Raw genomic sequence first — 14,207 nt, forward strand, 5'->3', positions numbered from 1 at the left:
CCGCCCCTTCGGTTTACCTACTCAAAACCTCGAAACACTCCTCATCGCATCCACCAGATACCGCATCGCAATCTGGTCGCTTTCCGACAGCTCCCGATAGCGCTCCAACAACTTCATCTCGTCCGAACTGACCCGACGCCTTCGGCGCACTGTGCTCAGGCAAGGAAGGATTCCCAGCAACTGGGTGATGCCTTGTACTTTCGTCATGGACGATGTCCTTCTATAAGCCCGAGAAAACTTCAAAAACCGCATCGCCCTCTCCTTTTTGTAGTCGCCGGCCTGAAGGGCAGGGTCGGTCATGAACACAGAATAGGAACTATCACGGCGGTGAAAAGCGATTTTTAGAGTAATTAGTCAAAAAAAGCAGAAATGCCCTATATATCAGAAAGTACTGTCAGAAAACTTAACCGAAATTTCTTGTTTCATTGCCAAGAAGCCAAAGTGCTACCAATCATTTTTTCTACGCGACCGAACGGTTTAAGCTATTTGTTATCTGTTTAATGTCCGTTGCGTTTGGCCGAAGGCATGTCCGAACCTCTATTTTTGATCCAGCACGTGCCAGGAACGGCGCGGGATTGTTCACGACAGGTTGAACTTATGCACCGCAGGAATTTGCTCAAAGCATCCATGGCCATCGCTGCCTACACCGGATTATCAGCCACCGGCCTCCTGGCTGCGCGGGCCTGGGCCGGTAACAGCGCGGCGGATGGCGAGGCTCAGGCGTTCGACTTCGAAGCGCTGAAGATCCAGGCCAAGCAGCTCGCCGGAAATCGCTATCAGGACACCAAGCAGGTGCTGCCGCCGACGTTGGCGAACATGGCGCCGCTAGATTTCAACGCGATTCGGTACGACGGCAACCACTCGCTGTGGAATGACCTCAACGGTCAACTGGATGTGCAGTTCTTCCACGTGGGCATGGGTTTCAAGCAACCGGTGCGCATGTACAGCGTCGATCCCAAGACTCGTCAGGCGCGGGAGGTGCATTTCCGCCCGTCCCTGTTCAACTATGAAAAAACCACGGTCGACACCAAGCAGCTCACGGGCGATCTGGGGTTTTCCGGGTTCAAGCTGTTCAAGGCCCCAGAACTGGACCGGCACGACGTGCTGTCCTTCCTCGGCGCCAGCTATTTCCGTGCGGTAGATGCCTCGGGCCAGTACGGTCTGTCGGCACGCGGCCTGGCGATTGATACCTATGCCAAGAAGCGTGAAGAGTTCCCGGACTTCACCAAGTTCTGGTTCGAGACCCCGGACAAGGACAGCACCCGCTTCGTGGTCTACGCCCTGCTGGACTCACCGAGTGCCACTGGCGCCTACCGGTTCGACATCGACTGTCAGGCCAGCCAGGTCGTCATGGGCATCGATGCCCACATCAACGCGCGTACCGCCATCGAACAACTGGGCATCTCGCCGATGACCAGCATGTTCAGCTGCGGCACCCACGAACGACGGATGTGCGACACGATTCACCCACAGATCCACGACTCTGATCGCCTGGCCATGTGGCGTGGCAACGGCGAGTGGATCTGCCGCCCGCTGAACAACCCAGCCACCCTGCAATTCAATGCCTTCGGCGACACCAACCCGAAAGGTTTCGGCCTGGTGCAGACCGATCATGAGTTCGACAGCTATCAAGACACCGTCGACTGGTACAGCAAGCGTCCGAGCCTCTGGGTAGAACCTACGACTGAGTGGGGCGAAGGCTCCATTGATCTGATGGAAATTCCTACAACCGGCGAAACGCTCGATAACATCGTCGCGTTCTGGACCCCGAAAAAACCGGTTGCGGCCGGCGACTCCCTGAACTACGGCTACAAGCTGTACTGGAGCGCACTGCCACCGGTCGGCACGCCGTTGGCGCGAGTCAACGCCACTCGTTCGGGCATGGGCGGCTTCATCGAAGGCTGGGCCCCCGGCGAGCATTACCCGGAAGTCTGGGCTCGACGGTTTGCCGTGGACTTCACGGGCGGCGGTCTGGACCGCTTGCCGGAAGGCGCAGGGATCGAGCCGGTGGTTACGTGCTCAAATGGGCAGGTCAAGGACTTCAACGTGCTGGTTCTGGATGACATCAAGGGTTACCGCATTACCTTTGACTGGTACCCGACCAATGACAGCGTGGCACCAGTGGAACTGCGGTTGTTCATTCGCACCAATGACCGGACGTTGAGTGAAACCTGGTTGTATCAGTACTTCCCGCCTGCGCCTGAGAAGCGCAAGTACACCTGAGAGTAATGGGGTGGCTGGGCTGGCCCCATCGCGAGCAAGCTCGCTCCCACAGGTGATCTGAGGTGTACACAAAACCTGTGTCTCATGGAGATCCAATGTGGGAGCGAGCTTGCTCGCGATGAGGGCCTGACCGACAACAAACCTCAGTGCACAGAAACGCAAAAGCCCCGGTCAACTCGACCGGGGCTTTTTGGTTTTACAGCATCAATCAATCACGCAAATCCGACTCATGAATCGGCTGCTCACGGTGGGTGGCCCGCTGATACTGCGCCGGCCAGATGGCCTTGCGTCCACCCAGATCATCATCGGCATGCAGCGGCCAGTACGGATCACGCAACAGCTCACGGGCCAGGAAGATGATGTCCGCCTGGCAGGTGCGCAGAATGTGCTCGGCCTGTGCCGGCTCGGTGATCATTCCTACCGTGCCGGTGGCAATGCCTGACTCTTTACGCACTCGTTCAGCGAAGCGGGTCTGATAACCGGGACCTGTAGGAATCTCGGCATTGGCTGCCGTACCGCCCGACGAGACGTCGATCAAATCCACACCCAGGTCTTTGAGGCGTCGCGCCAGCTCCACGGTTTCATCGGGGTTCCAGCCGTCTTCCACCCAATCGGTGGCCGACACCCGCACGAACAACGGTAGCTCTTCAGGCCACACCGCACGCACCGCTTCGGTGACTTGCAGCACCAGCCGGATTCGATTCTCGAACGAACCACCATATTGATCGCGCCGCTGATTGCTCAGGGGCGAAAGAAACTGATGCAACAGGTAACCGTGGGCGGCGTGTATTTCCACCACTTTGAAACCGGCGGTCAGCGCCCGTTTGGCCGAAGCGACAAAGGCCTGAATGACTTCAGCGATCTCGCCATCATCGAGCTGCTTGGGGTGGGTGTGCTGCGGGTCGAAAGCAATCGGCGATGGGCCTACGGGGATCCAGCCACCGTCTTCGGGTTTGACGCTGCCATGTTTGCCAATCCACGGCCGATGGGTGCTGGCCTTACGCCCGGCGTGAGCCAACTGAATGCCGGCCACAGCGCCTTGAGCTGCAATGAAGCGCGTGATGCGTTGCAACGGTTCGATCTGTTCATCGTTCCACAGGCCGAGGTCTTCGGCGGTGATGCGCCCGTCGGCCGTGACCGCCGTGGCTTCGGTAAACACCAGGCCGGCCCCGCCGACAGCGCGGCTGCCGAGGTGGACCAGGTGCCAGTCATTGGCCAGTCCATCGACGCTGGAGTACTGGCACATCGGCGACACCGCAATGCGGTTGAGCAGGGTCAATTGGCGAAGGGTATAGGGTTCAAGCAGCAGACTCATGGGGCACCTCTCGAATCAGTGGGCAGGCTCCAGGGTTCTGTTTGAAAGTCGACGAGTGACAGGAAAAAGGTGCAGCACCCGCCCCCGCGGGCAAAAAATTCGACAAGACGTCACAAGGATAATCAAGCAGTGCTTAGAGCCTAGTCGACAACGGGGGAAGGTGGAGGGTTCCGGGGAGATTTGGCGCCAGGGAGATCGCCATCGCGAGCAAGCTCGCTCCCACATTAGTTTTGTGAACAACGCAGATCCACTGTGGGAGCGAGCTTGCTCGCGATGGGTTCAACGCGGTTCGATGTGGGCAATCATCAACTGCACCGTCTCGTTGCCACGAAACTCGTTGAGGTCGAGTTTGTAGGCCAATTCCACCCATTTGATGGTCGGATTCGGCCAGATGTCGCGGTCGATTCCGAAGGCAATGCCATCCAGTTTCACCGAACCGCACTCACTCTTCAGCACCACTTTGAGGTGCCGCTCGCCGACCACCCGCTGCTCGACCAGCTGGAACACGCCGTGGAACAGCGGCTCCGGGAAGTGCTGCCCCCAAGGACCGGCATGGCGCAGGGCGCGGGCCAGTTCCAGGTGGAATTCCTCGACCGCCAGCGTGCCGTCCGACAGCAATCGACCCGTCAGGTCTTCTTCGCGCAATTGCCTACGCACTTCCGCATCAAAGGCTTCGGCGAACAACGGAAAGTTCGCTTCCGGCAGCGTCAGGCCGGCGGCCATTGCATGGCCACCGTATTTGCTGATCAGGTTCGGATGCTGCGCCGCCACCACGCTCAACGCGTCGCGAATATGAAACCCCTGAACCGAACGCCCCGAGCCCTTGAGCAAGCCATCGCCGGCATCGGCAAAGGCAATGGTCGGACGGAAATAGCGATCTTTCATACGCGACGCGAGGATTCCGATGACACCCTGGTGCCACTCGGGATCGAACAGGCACAAGCCGAACGGCATCGACTCGACCGGCAAATCCTTCAGTTGAGCCAGCGCTTCACGCTGCATGCCCTGCTCGATGGATTTGCGGTCCTGGTTCATGCCGTCGAGTTGAGCGGCCATTTCACGCGCCAGACCGGCGTCTTCGGTGAGCAGGCATTCGATGCCCAGGCTCATGTCATCCAGACGCCCCGCCGCGTTCAGACGCGGGCCAACAATGAAACCCAGATCGGTAGAGGTAATGCGCGTGTGGTCACGCTTGGCGACTTCGAGGATCGCCTTGATTCCCGGCCGGGCGCGCCCGGCGCGGATCCGTTCCAGGCCTTGGTGCACCAGAATCCGGTTGTTGGCATCCAGCGGTACCACGTCGGCGACGCTGCCCAGGGCCACAAGGTCCAGCAACTCGCCGATGTTCGGCTGCGGCTTGCTCTCGTACCAGCCGAGGCTGCGCAAACGCGCACGCAGGGCCATCAGCACATAGAAAATCACCCCGACGCCGGCCAGCGCCTTGCTCGGAAACTCGCAACCTGGTTGGTTGGGGTTAACGATGGCATCGGCCAGCGGCAATTCGTCACCGGGCAAGTGGTGGTCGGTGACCAGTACCTGGAGCCCGGCCTTTTTCGCCGCCGCCACGCCTTCAACGCTGGAGATACCGTTGTCCACAGTGATCAGCAACTGTGGTGTACGGGTCAGCGCCACTTCGACGATTTCCGGCGTCAGACCGTAGCCGTACTCGAATCGATTCGGCACCAGGTAGTCGACGTGCGCCGCGCCCAGCAGGCGCAAGCCCAGCATGCCCACGGTGCTGGCCGTCGCGCCATCGGCGTCGAAGTCACCGACGATCAGAATCCGCTGACGCTGCTCCAGTGCCGTCACCAGCAAATCCACCGCCGCATCGATGCCTTTGAGCTTCTGGAACGGGATCAACCGCGCCAGGCTCTTGTCCAGTTCAGCCTCGGACAGCACGCCCCGCGCCGCGTACAGACGGGTCAGCAGAGGCGGCAGATCACCGAGGAATGGCAGGGTGTCGGGCAACAGACGAGGTTCGATGCGCATGGGGTGACAGGTGCTTCTCTTGAATACGTAGGATAAAAACGGGTAGCGCGGACCTGCAGCGAGTAATCAGCCGCGTTCGCCGCTCAACCACTGCAACTGGACTTCGTGCTGACCACGGTCGTCGGTGACGAAAATCGTCCCTTCGCTGATCATCACGTCCCACTTGATAACGCGGGGCATGTCTTTGGCCAGGGTTTCCAGCACGTCCTGCGGCACGGCCGCGATGTGCACGTTTTTCAGGTTCTTGATCGCCGGGATCACTTTGGTCTCCCAGACGCGCAGGCTGCCGTAAGCCAGCAGGCTGGTGCGTTCGGTGCGACGCGAGCACCAGGTCAGGCGATCGGCGTCTGGCTGGCCGACTTCGATCCAGTGCAGAACACGGTCGTCCAGGCTCTTTTCCCACAGGGCTGGTTCGTCCACGTCTGACAGACCGCGACCGAACGACAGCTGCTCGTTGTACCAGAAGGCGTAGGCCAGCAGCCGCACGGTCATGCGCTCTTCAGTTTCCGAAGGGTGACGGGCGATGGTCTGCTTCACGCTCTCGTACACGCTGCGATCGAGGTCGGTAAGGTTCAGTTCAAACTTGTAGGTCGTGGACGGCTGGGCCATGAACGGGCTTCTTGATACGGGGAAAGGCGGCAAGTCTAACCGATGCGGTAGGCAATCCACGAATTGAAGGCGATCAACCTTGGTCGTCTGACGTTCGGCTATGTTAAAACCCTGTATTCGCTCAACCTTTGTCCTACAGGATCCAGTATGCCGCTCACCGGAAAACCGCTCTCAGGTCTGAAAGTCATCGAATTGGGTACGCTGATCGCCGGGCCGTTTGCCTCGCGCATTTGCGGCGAATTCGGTGCCGAGGTGATCAAAATCGAGTCCCCCGATGGCGGCGATCCGTTGCGCAAATGGCGAAAACTGTATGAAGGGACCTCGCTGTGGTGGTTCGTCCAGGCGCGCAACAAGAAGTCCCTGACCCTGAACCTCAAACACCCCGACGGTTTGGCGATCCTGAAAAAACTGCTCAGCGAAGCGGACATTCTGATCGAGAATTTTCGCCCGGGCGTGTTGGAAAAACTCGGTCTGGGCTGGGAAGTCCTGCACGCTCTGAACCCGAAACTGGTGATGGTGCGCCTCTCGGGTTTCGGTCAGACCGGGCCGATGAAAGATCAGCCAGGCTTTGGCGCCGTCGGTGAATCCATGGGCGGTCTGCGCTACATCACCGGGTTCGAAGACCGACCACCGGTGCGCACCGGGATTTCCATCGGTGACTCGATTGCCGCGCTCTGGGGCGTGATCGGTGCGCTGATGGCGTTGCGTCATCGCGAGGTCAACGGTGGCCTCGGCCAAGTGGTGGATGTGGCGCTGTATGAAGCGATCTTCGCCATGATGGAAAGCATGGTCCCCGAGTTCGACGTGTTCGGCTTCATCCGCGAACGCACCGGCAACATCATGCCGGGCATCACGCCCTCCTCGATCCACACCAGTGCCGACGGCAAACATGTGCAGATCGGCGCCAATGGCGATGCGATCTTCAAACGCTTCATGCTGATCATTGGTCGCGAGGACCTGGCCAATGACCCTGCGTTGGCGAGCAACGACGGACGCGATAGCCGTCGCGACGAGATTTATGGGGTGATTGATCGCTGGGTCAACTCGCTGCCGCTGGACACCATCATCGAGCAGTTGAATCAGGCCGACGTACCGGCCAGCCGGATCTTCAGTGCGGAAGATATGTTCAGTGATCCGCAGTACCTGGCCCGGGAAATGTTCCTGAAGGCCAAGTTGCCGGACGGCAAAGATTTCAAGATGCCGGGAATCGTGCCGAAACTATCAGAGACACCCGGCACTTCGGAATGGGTCGGGCCGCAGTTGGGCGAACACAATGCGCAGGTACTCAACGATCTTGGTTACGACAAGGAACAGATCGCAAAGCTGCGTGAAGACGGGGCTATCTAAGCTGAGGCGCCTGCTTGCGCGGCCCATCAACCACTGCCTGACGCGCGGCGGACGAGCATTGTGCGCGTTCGCGTTTTTCCTGTTGCTCGCCGGCCAGGCTCAGCCAACGTTGGCGCAGCCGAAGGAAACCCTGGTCTGGTTATTGCGCGATCTTCCACCGCTGATGATTTTCGAAGGATCGAAAAAGGGCCAGGGCGTCATCGATCAACTGTTACCGCTGCTGATCGCCCGCATGCCGCAATACGAACACACCCTGATGCGAGTCAATCGCGCTCGCGGCTTGCAAATGCTCCACGAGCCATCCCTCACGTGCGATGCGGCGCTGAATTGGAGCAAGGAGCGCGATGACTGGATCGCGTTTTCCATTCCGGTCTTTCGCGCCATGAGCAATGGCCTGGCCGTGCGCCGCGTTGATCGGGAGGTGCTGGCGCCCTTTATCAAGGATGGCGAAGTGGACCTGGCGGCCCTACTGGCCAGTGGCCGCGAGAAACTGGGCATTATTGCCGAGCGCAACTACGGCGAATATCTCGACGCGCTGCTCAAACAAGCGCCAGCCAACTCACTGACCCTCCACTACGGCAACGATGCCTTGGGTAGCCTGTTGCAAATGCAACGCCTGGGGCGCTTGCGGATGCTGTTGGGGTACCGCTCGGAGATCCGCTACCAGGCCCAGCAGCAAGGGATCGCGGAGGATGAATTGCAGTTCTACCCGATTCGCGGCACCGGTAAATACCTGTCCGGTTACATCGGCTGTACCGACACCCCCCAGGGCCGGCAGGCGATCATCGAGATCAACCAACTGCTGCGCACCCTGCCCCACGATCACTTGAGCGAGGCATACGCCGCCTGGCTGGACCCCGAGAGTCGCAGCGACTACCTGGAAGCCAGCCGGGCATTTTTCCTGCAGCAGGCCGAGCAATGACAAATCGCAGGCAAAAAGAAACCCCGAGAAGTGGGGAGACGACTCGGGGTTAAACGTGGCCTACATAAAGACCAGTGGCAGCAAGCTACAAGCACCGGAGCACAATGCTTGATCCTGCTGTTACAAGGTCTGACTGACCTAAGCGCAGGAAGGTTCCCACAAAAAACAATTCAATTTCGGTTGGCCAGGATCTTGTCCTGAGCAGCGTTGCGCAACGCCGCGATGACGCAGGGCTCCAGCCGACCTTCGGCGATCAACACGTCGCGATGCAAACCGTCGACAACATCCGTCAGTAGACGTTTGCTGGTCAACTGAGCCTGATTGAACGGCCGCTCGACCACGATCGCGCCGGTCGCATTTTTCAGTGTCACCAGGCATTCGCCATGGGTCCCCGACGGGGTCAACGTTACCTGATACGGGCTCAGAGCTTCACCGAGCAATAGACTGATACTTTCCATCTCGATCACCACTCAATAGTCCGAAAAAAAAGTGCCTGGGGCGTGCCTACAGTAAATGACCACTGGCTCGAGAAGAAAGTTCTGGATACCGACTGCTGGTGAACCTGCGCCTCTGGTCAATAGAGCATGCACGGCCAAGATGACAGAGAAAAAACAGCCGCGTCACCCCTGCTGCTTACGCTTGCCGATATCGGTCCATCCTCCCAGCAGTCCCCGCAATTGTCCGTCGGCACCGTAAAAAGGCACCGTCCACTGATAGACATGCCTGACGCCGTTGTTGAACATCAATTGACGCTCACTGAAGCGCGTCTTGCGTGTACCGAGCTGGGCCATGAACTCTGCATGCAGCAGTTCGGCGGTCTCTTTGGGCAAGACGTCCAGTTCAATCAGCTGTCGTCCCTGAATCTGGTCGAAACGGGTCGACAAGCCCTCTTCATAACTTTTGTTGCACATGATCAAACGCCCTTGCAGATCACGAACAAACATCGGATCGGGCATGGCGTCCATCAACGCATGCTGGAAGGCAAGCTGATCGCTAAGACTTTTCTCGGCATCCAGGCGCTGCTGGATCAATACCGTGAGCCGTCGGTTCCAGAGCAGGGACAACAGGCCGAACAGACTGACGATAAACATTCCCCAGCAGCCCCACTCGGCGAGTCGGTGCCAGGCGCCGGGCACCTTGACGGGGGCAATTCCATTGAGCCATTTCAGGCGAATGGCGCGCAATTCGGCAGGATCAAGCGCCTCAAGCGCCTTGTTGAGGATGCTCGACAGCTGAGGCTGACCTTTGCGTACGGCCAAGTGGTCCGCCTCCCATTTGCCCTCCACCGTATACCCGACCTTGAGCTGCCCGGACGGATAGAGTTGTGCTCCGGTTTCGTTTTCGATGGTGGCATAGGCCTCACTGCTCTCGACCAGCGCCCGGGCCTCCGCGTAGGTTTTAACCGAGCGCAGCTCGATGTCCGGATGATCGCGGCGAATCGTGGCCTCCAGCGCATGCCGGGTCGGCAACACCAGAACCCTTCCCGACAGTTGCTCCAGGGATTGCACCTTCGGCGCCCCGGCTCGCCCGACGAACACCCAGCCAGCGCCACCGAACGCATGACTGAAATCCAGAAACGTCTTGCGTTCGTCATTCATCGCCAGCGTCGTACTCATGTCCGCTGCGCCACTTTCCAGTCGCCCGAGCAACTGATCGGTGGAAAACGATTCTTCGTGAACAAACTGCAACCCCGTCATCGCGCTGATGCGGTTGAGCAGATCATTGTTCAAGCCGCTCCATTGGCCGTGCTCATCCTTGAACAGGTACAGCGGGTATTGCACCGATGCGACGATGACTTTCGAATGCCCGGCAATCCATTCCAACTCCTGAGCGTCCATTTCGATTGTTGCGCCGGCGACCACCTCTCCAGCCCCAGGCGCCATCAATTGCGACGCGCTCCCCCATTGAGCAAAGCCCAGGGTACCGACTAAAAAAAACATCCAGCACGCGGCTGGTTTTAACCCTCTGAAAAACAGCATTGCCACTTCCTTGGTGATCGTCTCGCCCGCCCTTCATGGGCGGCTCTTCATTTACGAAACTCGACAAGTGTGGCATGCAGAAATGAGAAAGCCCGTCAGGAGACGGGCTTCAAAATGTGACAGTTTTAATCGGTTACAGAGGCTTGCCGCGGTTGCCATGCTTACTGACAAAGGCCTGCACGGCTTTCAGGTCATTTGGCAGCACGGTGCAGCGCTCATCTCGCTCAAACAAATCAGAAAGATGTGCAGGTAGTTCGAGCGCTTTTCCTACGCCAGCTTTTTCCACTGCGTCCGGGAATTTGACCGGATGCGCCGTACCGAGGATCACCATCGGGATATCCAGGCTGCGACGGCACTCGCGCGCCGCCTTCACGCCGATAGCGGTGTGCGGATCCAGCAGTTCGCCGGTTTGCTCATAAACTTCAGCAATGGTTTCGCAGGTTTGAGCGTCATCCACGGCCAGCGAATCGAACAGCTTGCGGGCTTCGGTCCAGCGTTCCTGTTCGACGCTGAAACCGCCACCTTGCTTGAAGGTGTCCATCAGCCCGGCAATCGCTGCGCCGTTGCGACCGTGCAGGTCGAACAGCAGGCGTTCGAAGTTCGACGACACCATGATGTCCATCGACGGCGACAGCGTGGCGTGCAGGGTGTCCTTGACGTACTGATTGCCGCTCATGAAGCGGTGCAGGATGTCGTTGCGGTTGGTGGCGACGATCAACTGGTTGATTGGCAGGCCCATGTTGCGTGCCAGGTAACCGGCGAAGATGTCGCCGAAGTTGCCGGTCGGCACCGAGAACGATACCGAACGTGCCGGGCCGCCCAACTGCAGGGCTGCATGGAAGTAGTAAACGATCTGGGCCATGATCCGAGCCCAGTTGATCGAGTTAACCGCCACCAGACGCGTGCCTTTGAGGAAGCTCTGGTCGGCGAAGCTCGCCTTGACCATTTCCTGGCAGTCATCGAAGTTGCCTTCGATGGCGATGTTGTGGATGTTCTCGCCGAAGATGGTGGTCATCTGGCGACGCTGCACTTCGGACACGCGGTTGTGCGGGTGCAGGATGAAGATGTCGACGTTTTCGCAGTGCTTGCAGCCTTCGATGGCGGCCGAACCGGTGTCGCCGGAGGTGGCGCCGACAATCACCACGCGCTCACCGCGTTTTTCCAACACGTAGTCGAGCAGACGACCCAGCAGTTGCAGGGCGAAGTCTTTGAACGCGAGGGTCGGGCCGTGGAACAGCTCCAACACCCATTCGTTGCCGTTCAGCTGACGCAACGGTGCCACGGCGTTGTGGGAAAACACGCCGTAAGTCTCTTCCAGAATCTTTTTGAAATCGGCGTCAGGGATGCTGCCGGTCACGAACGGGCGCATCACCCGGAAGGCCAGTTCGTGATACGGCAGGCCGGCCCAGGAAGCGATTTCTTCCTGGGTGAAACGTGGCAGGTTTTCCGGGACGTACAGACCACCGTCCGTGGCCAGACCGGCCAGCAGGACGTCTTCGAAATTCAGGGCCGGTGCCTGGCCGCGGGTACTGATATAACGCATGACTGGCTCCAATAGACAGTGTTCGCAAATCCGGGCCCGCAGGCGAGCCCGGTGAACGATAACGGCTTAGTTCAGGTGCTCGACGCGGATCCGTACGACCGGACCGACTACGCCTGCCAATGCTTCGAGGGCGGCGATCGCGTCGTTCATGTGCTGTTCCAGCACGCGGTGAGTCAGCAGGATCATCGGCACCAGGCCGTCGTGTTCTTCGACTTCCTTCTGCATGATCGATTCGATGTTGATGCCGCGCTCCGACAGGATGCTCGCCACCTGCGCCAACACGCCAGGATGGTCCTTGGCCTGGATACGCAGGTAATAGGAGCTTTCGCAGGCTTCGATCGGCAGGATCGGGTGGGCCGACAGCGAATCCGGCTGGAACGCCAGATGCGGTACACGGTTTTCCGGGTCGGAAGTCATGGCGCGAACCACGTCCACCAGGTCGGCGATCACCGACGAAGCGGTCGGCTCCATACCAGCGCCAGCGCCGTAGAACAGGGTCGAACCGGCGGCATCACCGTTGACCATCACCGCGTTCATCACGCCGTTGACGTTGGCGATCAGGCGATCGGCCGGGATCAGCGTCGGGTGCACTCGCAACTCGATACCGGCCGCGGTGCTGCGCGCCACGCCCAGGTGCTTGATGCGATAGCCCAGCGCTTCGGCGTAGTTCACGTCAGCGGTGGTCAGCTTGGTGATGCCTTCGGTGTAGGCCTTGTCGAACTGCAGCGGGATGCCGAACGCGATCGACGCCAGGATCGTCAGCTTGTGGGCTGCGTCGATGCCTTCAACGTCGAAGGTCGGATCGGCTTCGGCGTAACCCAGGGCTTGCGCCTCAGCGAGTACGTCTTCGAAGGTGCGGCCCTTCTCACGCATTTCGGTGAGGATGAAGTTGCCGGTGCCGTTGATGATGCCGGCGACCCAGTTGATGCGGTTGGCCGACAGGCCTTCACGGATCGCCTTGATCACCGGAATGCCACCGGCCACGGCGGCTTCGAACGCCACAATCACGCCCTTCTCCCGGGCCTTGGCGAAAATTTCATTACCGTGAACGGCGATCAACGCCTTGTTCGCGGTCACAACATGTTTTCCGTTCTCGATCGCTTTGAGTACCAGCTCGCGGGCAACGGTGTAGCCGCCCATCAGCTCTATGACGATGTCGATCTCAGGGTTCGTGGCCACTTCGAAGACATCGTTGGTAATCGCAATACCGGTCGTCTGGAACTGAGGCTTTGGCGTGCGCATGGCAATTTGTGCCACTTCGATTCCACGCCCGGCACGACGAGCAATTTCCTCGGCGTTACGCTGAAGTACGTTGAAGGTACCGCCACCGACGGTCCCTAACCCACAGATGCCTACTTTGACCGGTTTCACTGTGAACTCCCCATAAAACGGCCGACTCAAGGCCGGCCGTGAAAACAACCGCATACTCGCGGTTCTCTATTAATGGCCCGGCGAATGCTGCCGCCGAACCATGATCGTCAATGGCTGACCGTGACGATGCGAATTTACTTCGCGCCCAGCGCCAGTTTGGCGACTTGTGGCGCAGGCTGGTAGCCCGGAATGACTTGGCCGTCGGCCAAAACGATGGCCGGTGTACCGTTCACGCCGATCGACTGACCGAGGGCGAACTGCTTGGAAACCGGGTTATCGCACTTGGCGGCCTTGATTTCCTTGCCGTCGACCATCTTGTCCATGGCGGCTTTCTTGTCTTTCGAGCACCAGACCGCTTGCAGCTGTTCGTCACCCGGCGAGCCAAGGCCCTGGCGCGGGAACGCGACGTAACGCACTTCGATGCCGCGCTTGTTCAGCTCAGGCACTTCGGCGTGCAGCTTGTGGCAATACGGGCAGGTGGTATCGGTGAACACGGTGATGTGCGATTTGGTTTCGCCGATCGCCGGGTAGACCACGGTTTCCGCGACCGGGATTGCGTTGACCAGTTTGGACACGCCCAGGCGTTCGGTCTTCTCGGTCAGGTTGATCGGCTTGCCGTCCTTGAGCTGGAACATGTAGCCCTGCACCACGTACTGGCCGTCGGCGCTGGCGTAGAGCACACGGCTGCCTTGCAGTTTGACTTCGTACAGACCCGGCAGCGGACTGGCGGAGATGCTTTCTACCGGTACTTCGAGCTGGAGGTTTTCCAGGCTTTTACGAATAGCTTTGTCGGCCGCGTCATCGGCGACGGCAAAGGTGCTGACCAACGCAATGGCTGCGGCGGCGAAAATCTGGGTCAGACGCATGAGAACTCCTGAAGGCGGACAAATGGGTCGATCAGAACGCCCG

Annotated in this window: 12 protein-coding genes; 3 read left to right on the forward strand and 9 right to left on the reverse strand. The window is 59.3% G+C overall.

Annotation, left to right across the window (positions count from 1 at the left end; translation table 11 throughout):
• Positions 1 to 21: 21 nt before the first annotated feature.
• Complete coding sequence (locus ACA079_RS26430) at positions 22 to 207, reverse strand: hypothetical protein (protein WP_497701487.1); 186 nt, start codon at positions 205 to 207, stop codon at positions 22 to 24.
• A gap of 390 nt (positions 208 to 597) precedes the next feature.
• Between ACA079_RS26430 and ACA079_RS26435 the strand changes: the two genes are divergently transcribed.
• Entirely contained in the window at positions 598 to 2,223 is a 1,626-nt protein-coding gene (locus ACA079_RS26435; RefSeq protein WP_497701488.1) for a glucan biosynthesis protein D, read from the forward strand.
• A 208-nt stretch (positions 2,224 to 2,431) separates the two neighbouring features.
• Here ACA079_RS26435 and ACA079_RS26440 read toward each other — a convergent pair whose 3' ends face one another.
• The 3 genes from ACA079_RS26440 to ACA079_RS26450 all read right to left on the reverse strand — a co-directional run bounded on the left by ACA079_RS26440 (position 2,432) and on the right by ACA079_RS26450 (position 6,136).
• The gene (locus ACA079_RS26440; RefSeq protein WP_497701489.1) at positions 2,432 to 3,538 is read right to left on the reverse strand and encodes an NADH:flavin oxidoreductase/NADH oxidase; all 1,107 of its coding nucleotides are present in this window, start codon (positions 3,536 to 3,538) and stop codon (positions 2,432 to 2,434) included.
• 279 nt (positions 3,539 to 3,817) lie between these two features.
• Positions 3,818 to 5,527 carry a single-stranded-DNA-specific exonuclease RecJ gene (gene recJ, locus ACA079_RS26445; RefSeq protein ID WP_497701490.1) on the reverse strand — a complete coding sequence of 570 codons (1,710 nt, stop codon included), beginning with the start codon at positions 5,525 to 5,527 and terminating at the stop codon, positions 3,818 to 3,820.
• Between the two features lie 66 nt (positions 5,528 to 5,593).
• On the reverse strand, positions 5,594 to 6,136 hold the full coding sequence (locus tag ACA079_RS26450; RefSeq protein ID WP_008151638.1) for a YaeQ family protein: 543 nt from the start codon (positions 6,134 to 6,136) through the stop codon (positions 5,594 to 5,596).
• 147 nt (positions 6,137 to 6,283) lie between these two features.
• Here ACA079_RS26450 and ACA079_RS26455 point away from each other — a divergent pair, with 147 nt between their 5' ends.
• Together ACA079_RS26455 and ACA079_RS26460 are read left to right on the forward strand one after the other, a co-directional pair.
• Positions 6,284 to 7,483, forward strand: coding sequence for a CaiB/BaiF CoA transferase family protein (locus ACA079_RS26455; protein WP_008151637.1), 1,200 nt, complete (start codon positions 6,284 to 6,286; stop codon positions 7,481 to 7,483).
• Positions 7,410 to 8,405, forward strand: coding sequence for a TIGR02285 family protein (locus tag ACA079_RS26460; RefSeq protein ID WP_497701491.1), 996 nt, complete (start codon positions 7,410 to 7,412; stop codon positions 8,403 to 8,405). The genes ACA079_RS26455 and ACA079_RS26460 overlap by 74 nt, the downstream gene beginning before the upstream one ends.
• A gap of 170 nt (positions 8,406 to 8,575) precedes the next feature.
• Here ACA079_RS26460 and ACA079_RS26465 read toward each other — a convergent pair whose 3' ends face one another.
• From ACA079_RS26465 to dsbC, 5 genes are all read right to left on the reverse strand, one after another.
• Positions 8,576 to 8,863: a DUF3509 domain-containing protein gene (locus ACA079_RS26465; RefSeq protein ID WP_497701492.1), complete on the reverse strand. Its 288-nt coding sequence runs from the start codon at positions 8,861 to 8,863 to the stop codon at positions 8,576 to 8,578.
• Between the two features lie 162 nt (positions 8,864 to 9,025).
• The gene (locus ACA079_RS26470) at positions 9,026 to 10,384 is read right to left on the reverse strand and encodes a transporter substrate-binding domain-containing protein (protein ID WP_497701493.1); all 1,359 of its coding nucleotides are present in this window, start codon (positions 10,382 to 10,384) and stop codon (positions 9,026 to 9,028) included.
• A gap of 133 nt (positions 10,385 to 10,517) precedes the next feature.
• The gene (gene thrC, locus ACA079_RS26475) at positions 10,518 to 11,927 is read right to left on the reverse strand and encodes a threonine synthase (protein ID WP_497701494.1); all 1,410 of its coding nucleotides are present in this window, start codon (positions 11,925 to 11,927) and stop codon (positions 10,518 to 10,520) included.
• A gap of 66 nt (positions 11,928 to 11,993) precedes the next feature.
• The gene (locus tag ACA079_RS26480) at positions 11,994 to 13,298 is read right to left on the reverse strand and encodes a homoserine dehydrogenase (protein ID WP_046048339.1); all 1,305 of its coding nucleotides are present in this window, start codon (positions 13,296 to 13,298) and stop codon (positions 11,994 to 11,996) included.
• A 134-nt stretch (positions 13,299 to 13,432) separates the two neighbouring features.
• On the reverse strand, positions 13,433 to 14,164 hold the full coding sequence (gene dsbC, locus ACA079_RS26485; RefSeq protein ID WP_109628141.1) for a bifunctional protein-disulfide isomerase/oxidoreductase DsbC: 732 nt from the start codon (positions 14,162 to 14,164) through the stop codon (positions 13,433 to 13,435).
• Between the last annotated feature and the right edge of the window lie 43 nt (positions 14,165 to 14,207).

The organism is Pseudomonas sp. LBUM1645 (genome assembly GCF_059716185.1).

Bases quoted from the DNA above. Each gene is read 5' to 3' on its own strand.
- ACA079_RS26430 (WP_497701487.1), bottom strand. From the start codon at position 207: ATGACGAAAGTACAAGGCATCACCCAGTTGCTGGGAATCCTTCCTTGC.
- ACA079_RS26435 (WP_497701488.1), top strand. From the start codon at position 598: ATGCACCGCAGGAATTTGCTCAAAGCATCCATGGCCATCGCTGCCTAC.
- ACA079_RS26440 (WP_497701489.1), bottom strand. From the start codon at position 3,538: ATGAGTCTGCTGCTTGAACCCTATACCCTTCGCCAATTGACCCTGCTC.
- recJ (WP_497701490.1), bottom strand. From the start codon at position 5,527: ATGCGCATCGAACCTCGTCTGTTGCCCGACACCCTGCCATTCCTCGGT.
- ACA079_RS26450 (WP_008151638.1), bottom strand. From the start codon at position 6,136: ATGGCCCAGCCGTCCACGACCTACAAGTTTGAACTGAACCTTACCGAC.
- ACA079_RS26455 (WP_008151637.1), top strand. From the start codon at position 6,284: ATGCCGCTCACCGGAAAACCGCTCTCAGGTCTGAAAGTCATCGAATTG.
- ACA079_RS26460 (WP_497701491.1), top strand. From the start codon at position 7,410: ATGCGCAGGTACTCAACGATCTTGGTTACGACAAGGAACAGATCGCAA.
- ACA079_RS26465 (WP_497701492.1), bottom strand. From the start codon at position 8,863: ATGGAAAGTATCAGTCTATTGCTCGGTGAAGCTCTGAGCCCGTATCAG.
- ACA079_RS26470 (WP_497701493.1), bottom strand. From the start codon at position 10,384: ATGCTGTTTTTCAGAGGGTTAAAACCAGCCGCGTGCTGGATGTTTTTT.
- thrC (WP_497701494.1), bottom strand. From the start codon at position 11,927: ATGCGTTATATCAGTACCCGCGGCCAGGCACCGGCCCTGAATTTCGAA.
- dsbC (WP_109628141.1), bottom strand. From the start codon at position 14,164: ATGCGTCTGACCCAGATTTTCGCCGCCGCAGCCATTGCGTTGGTCAGC.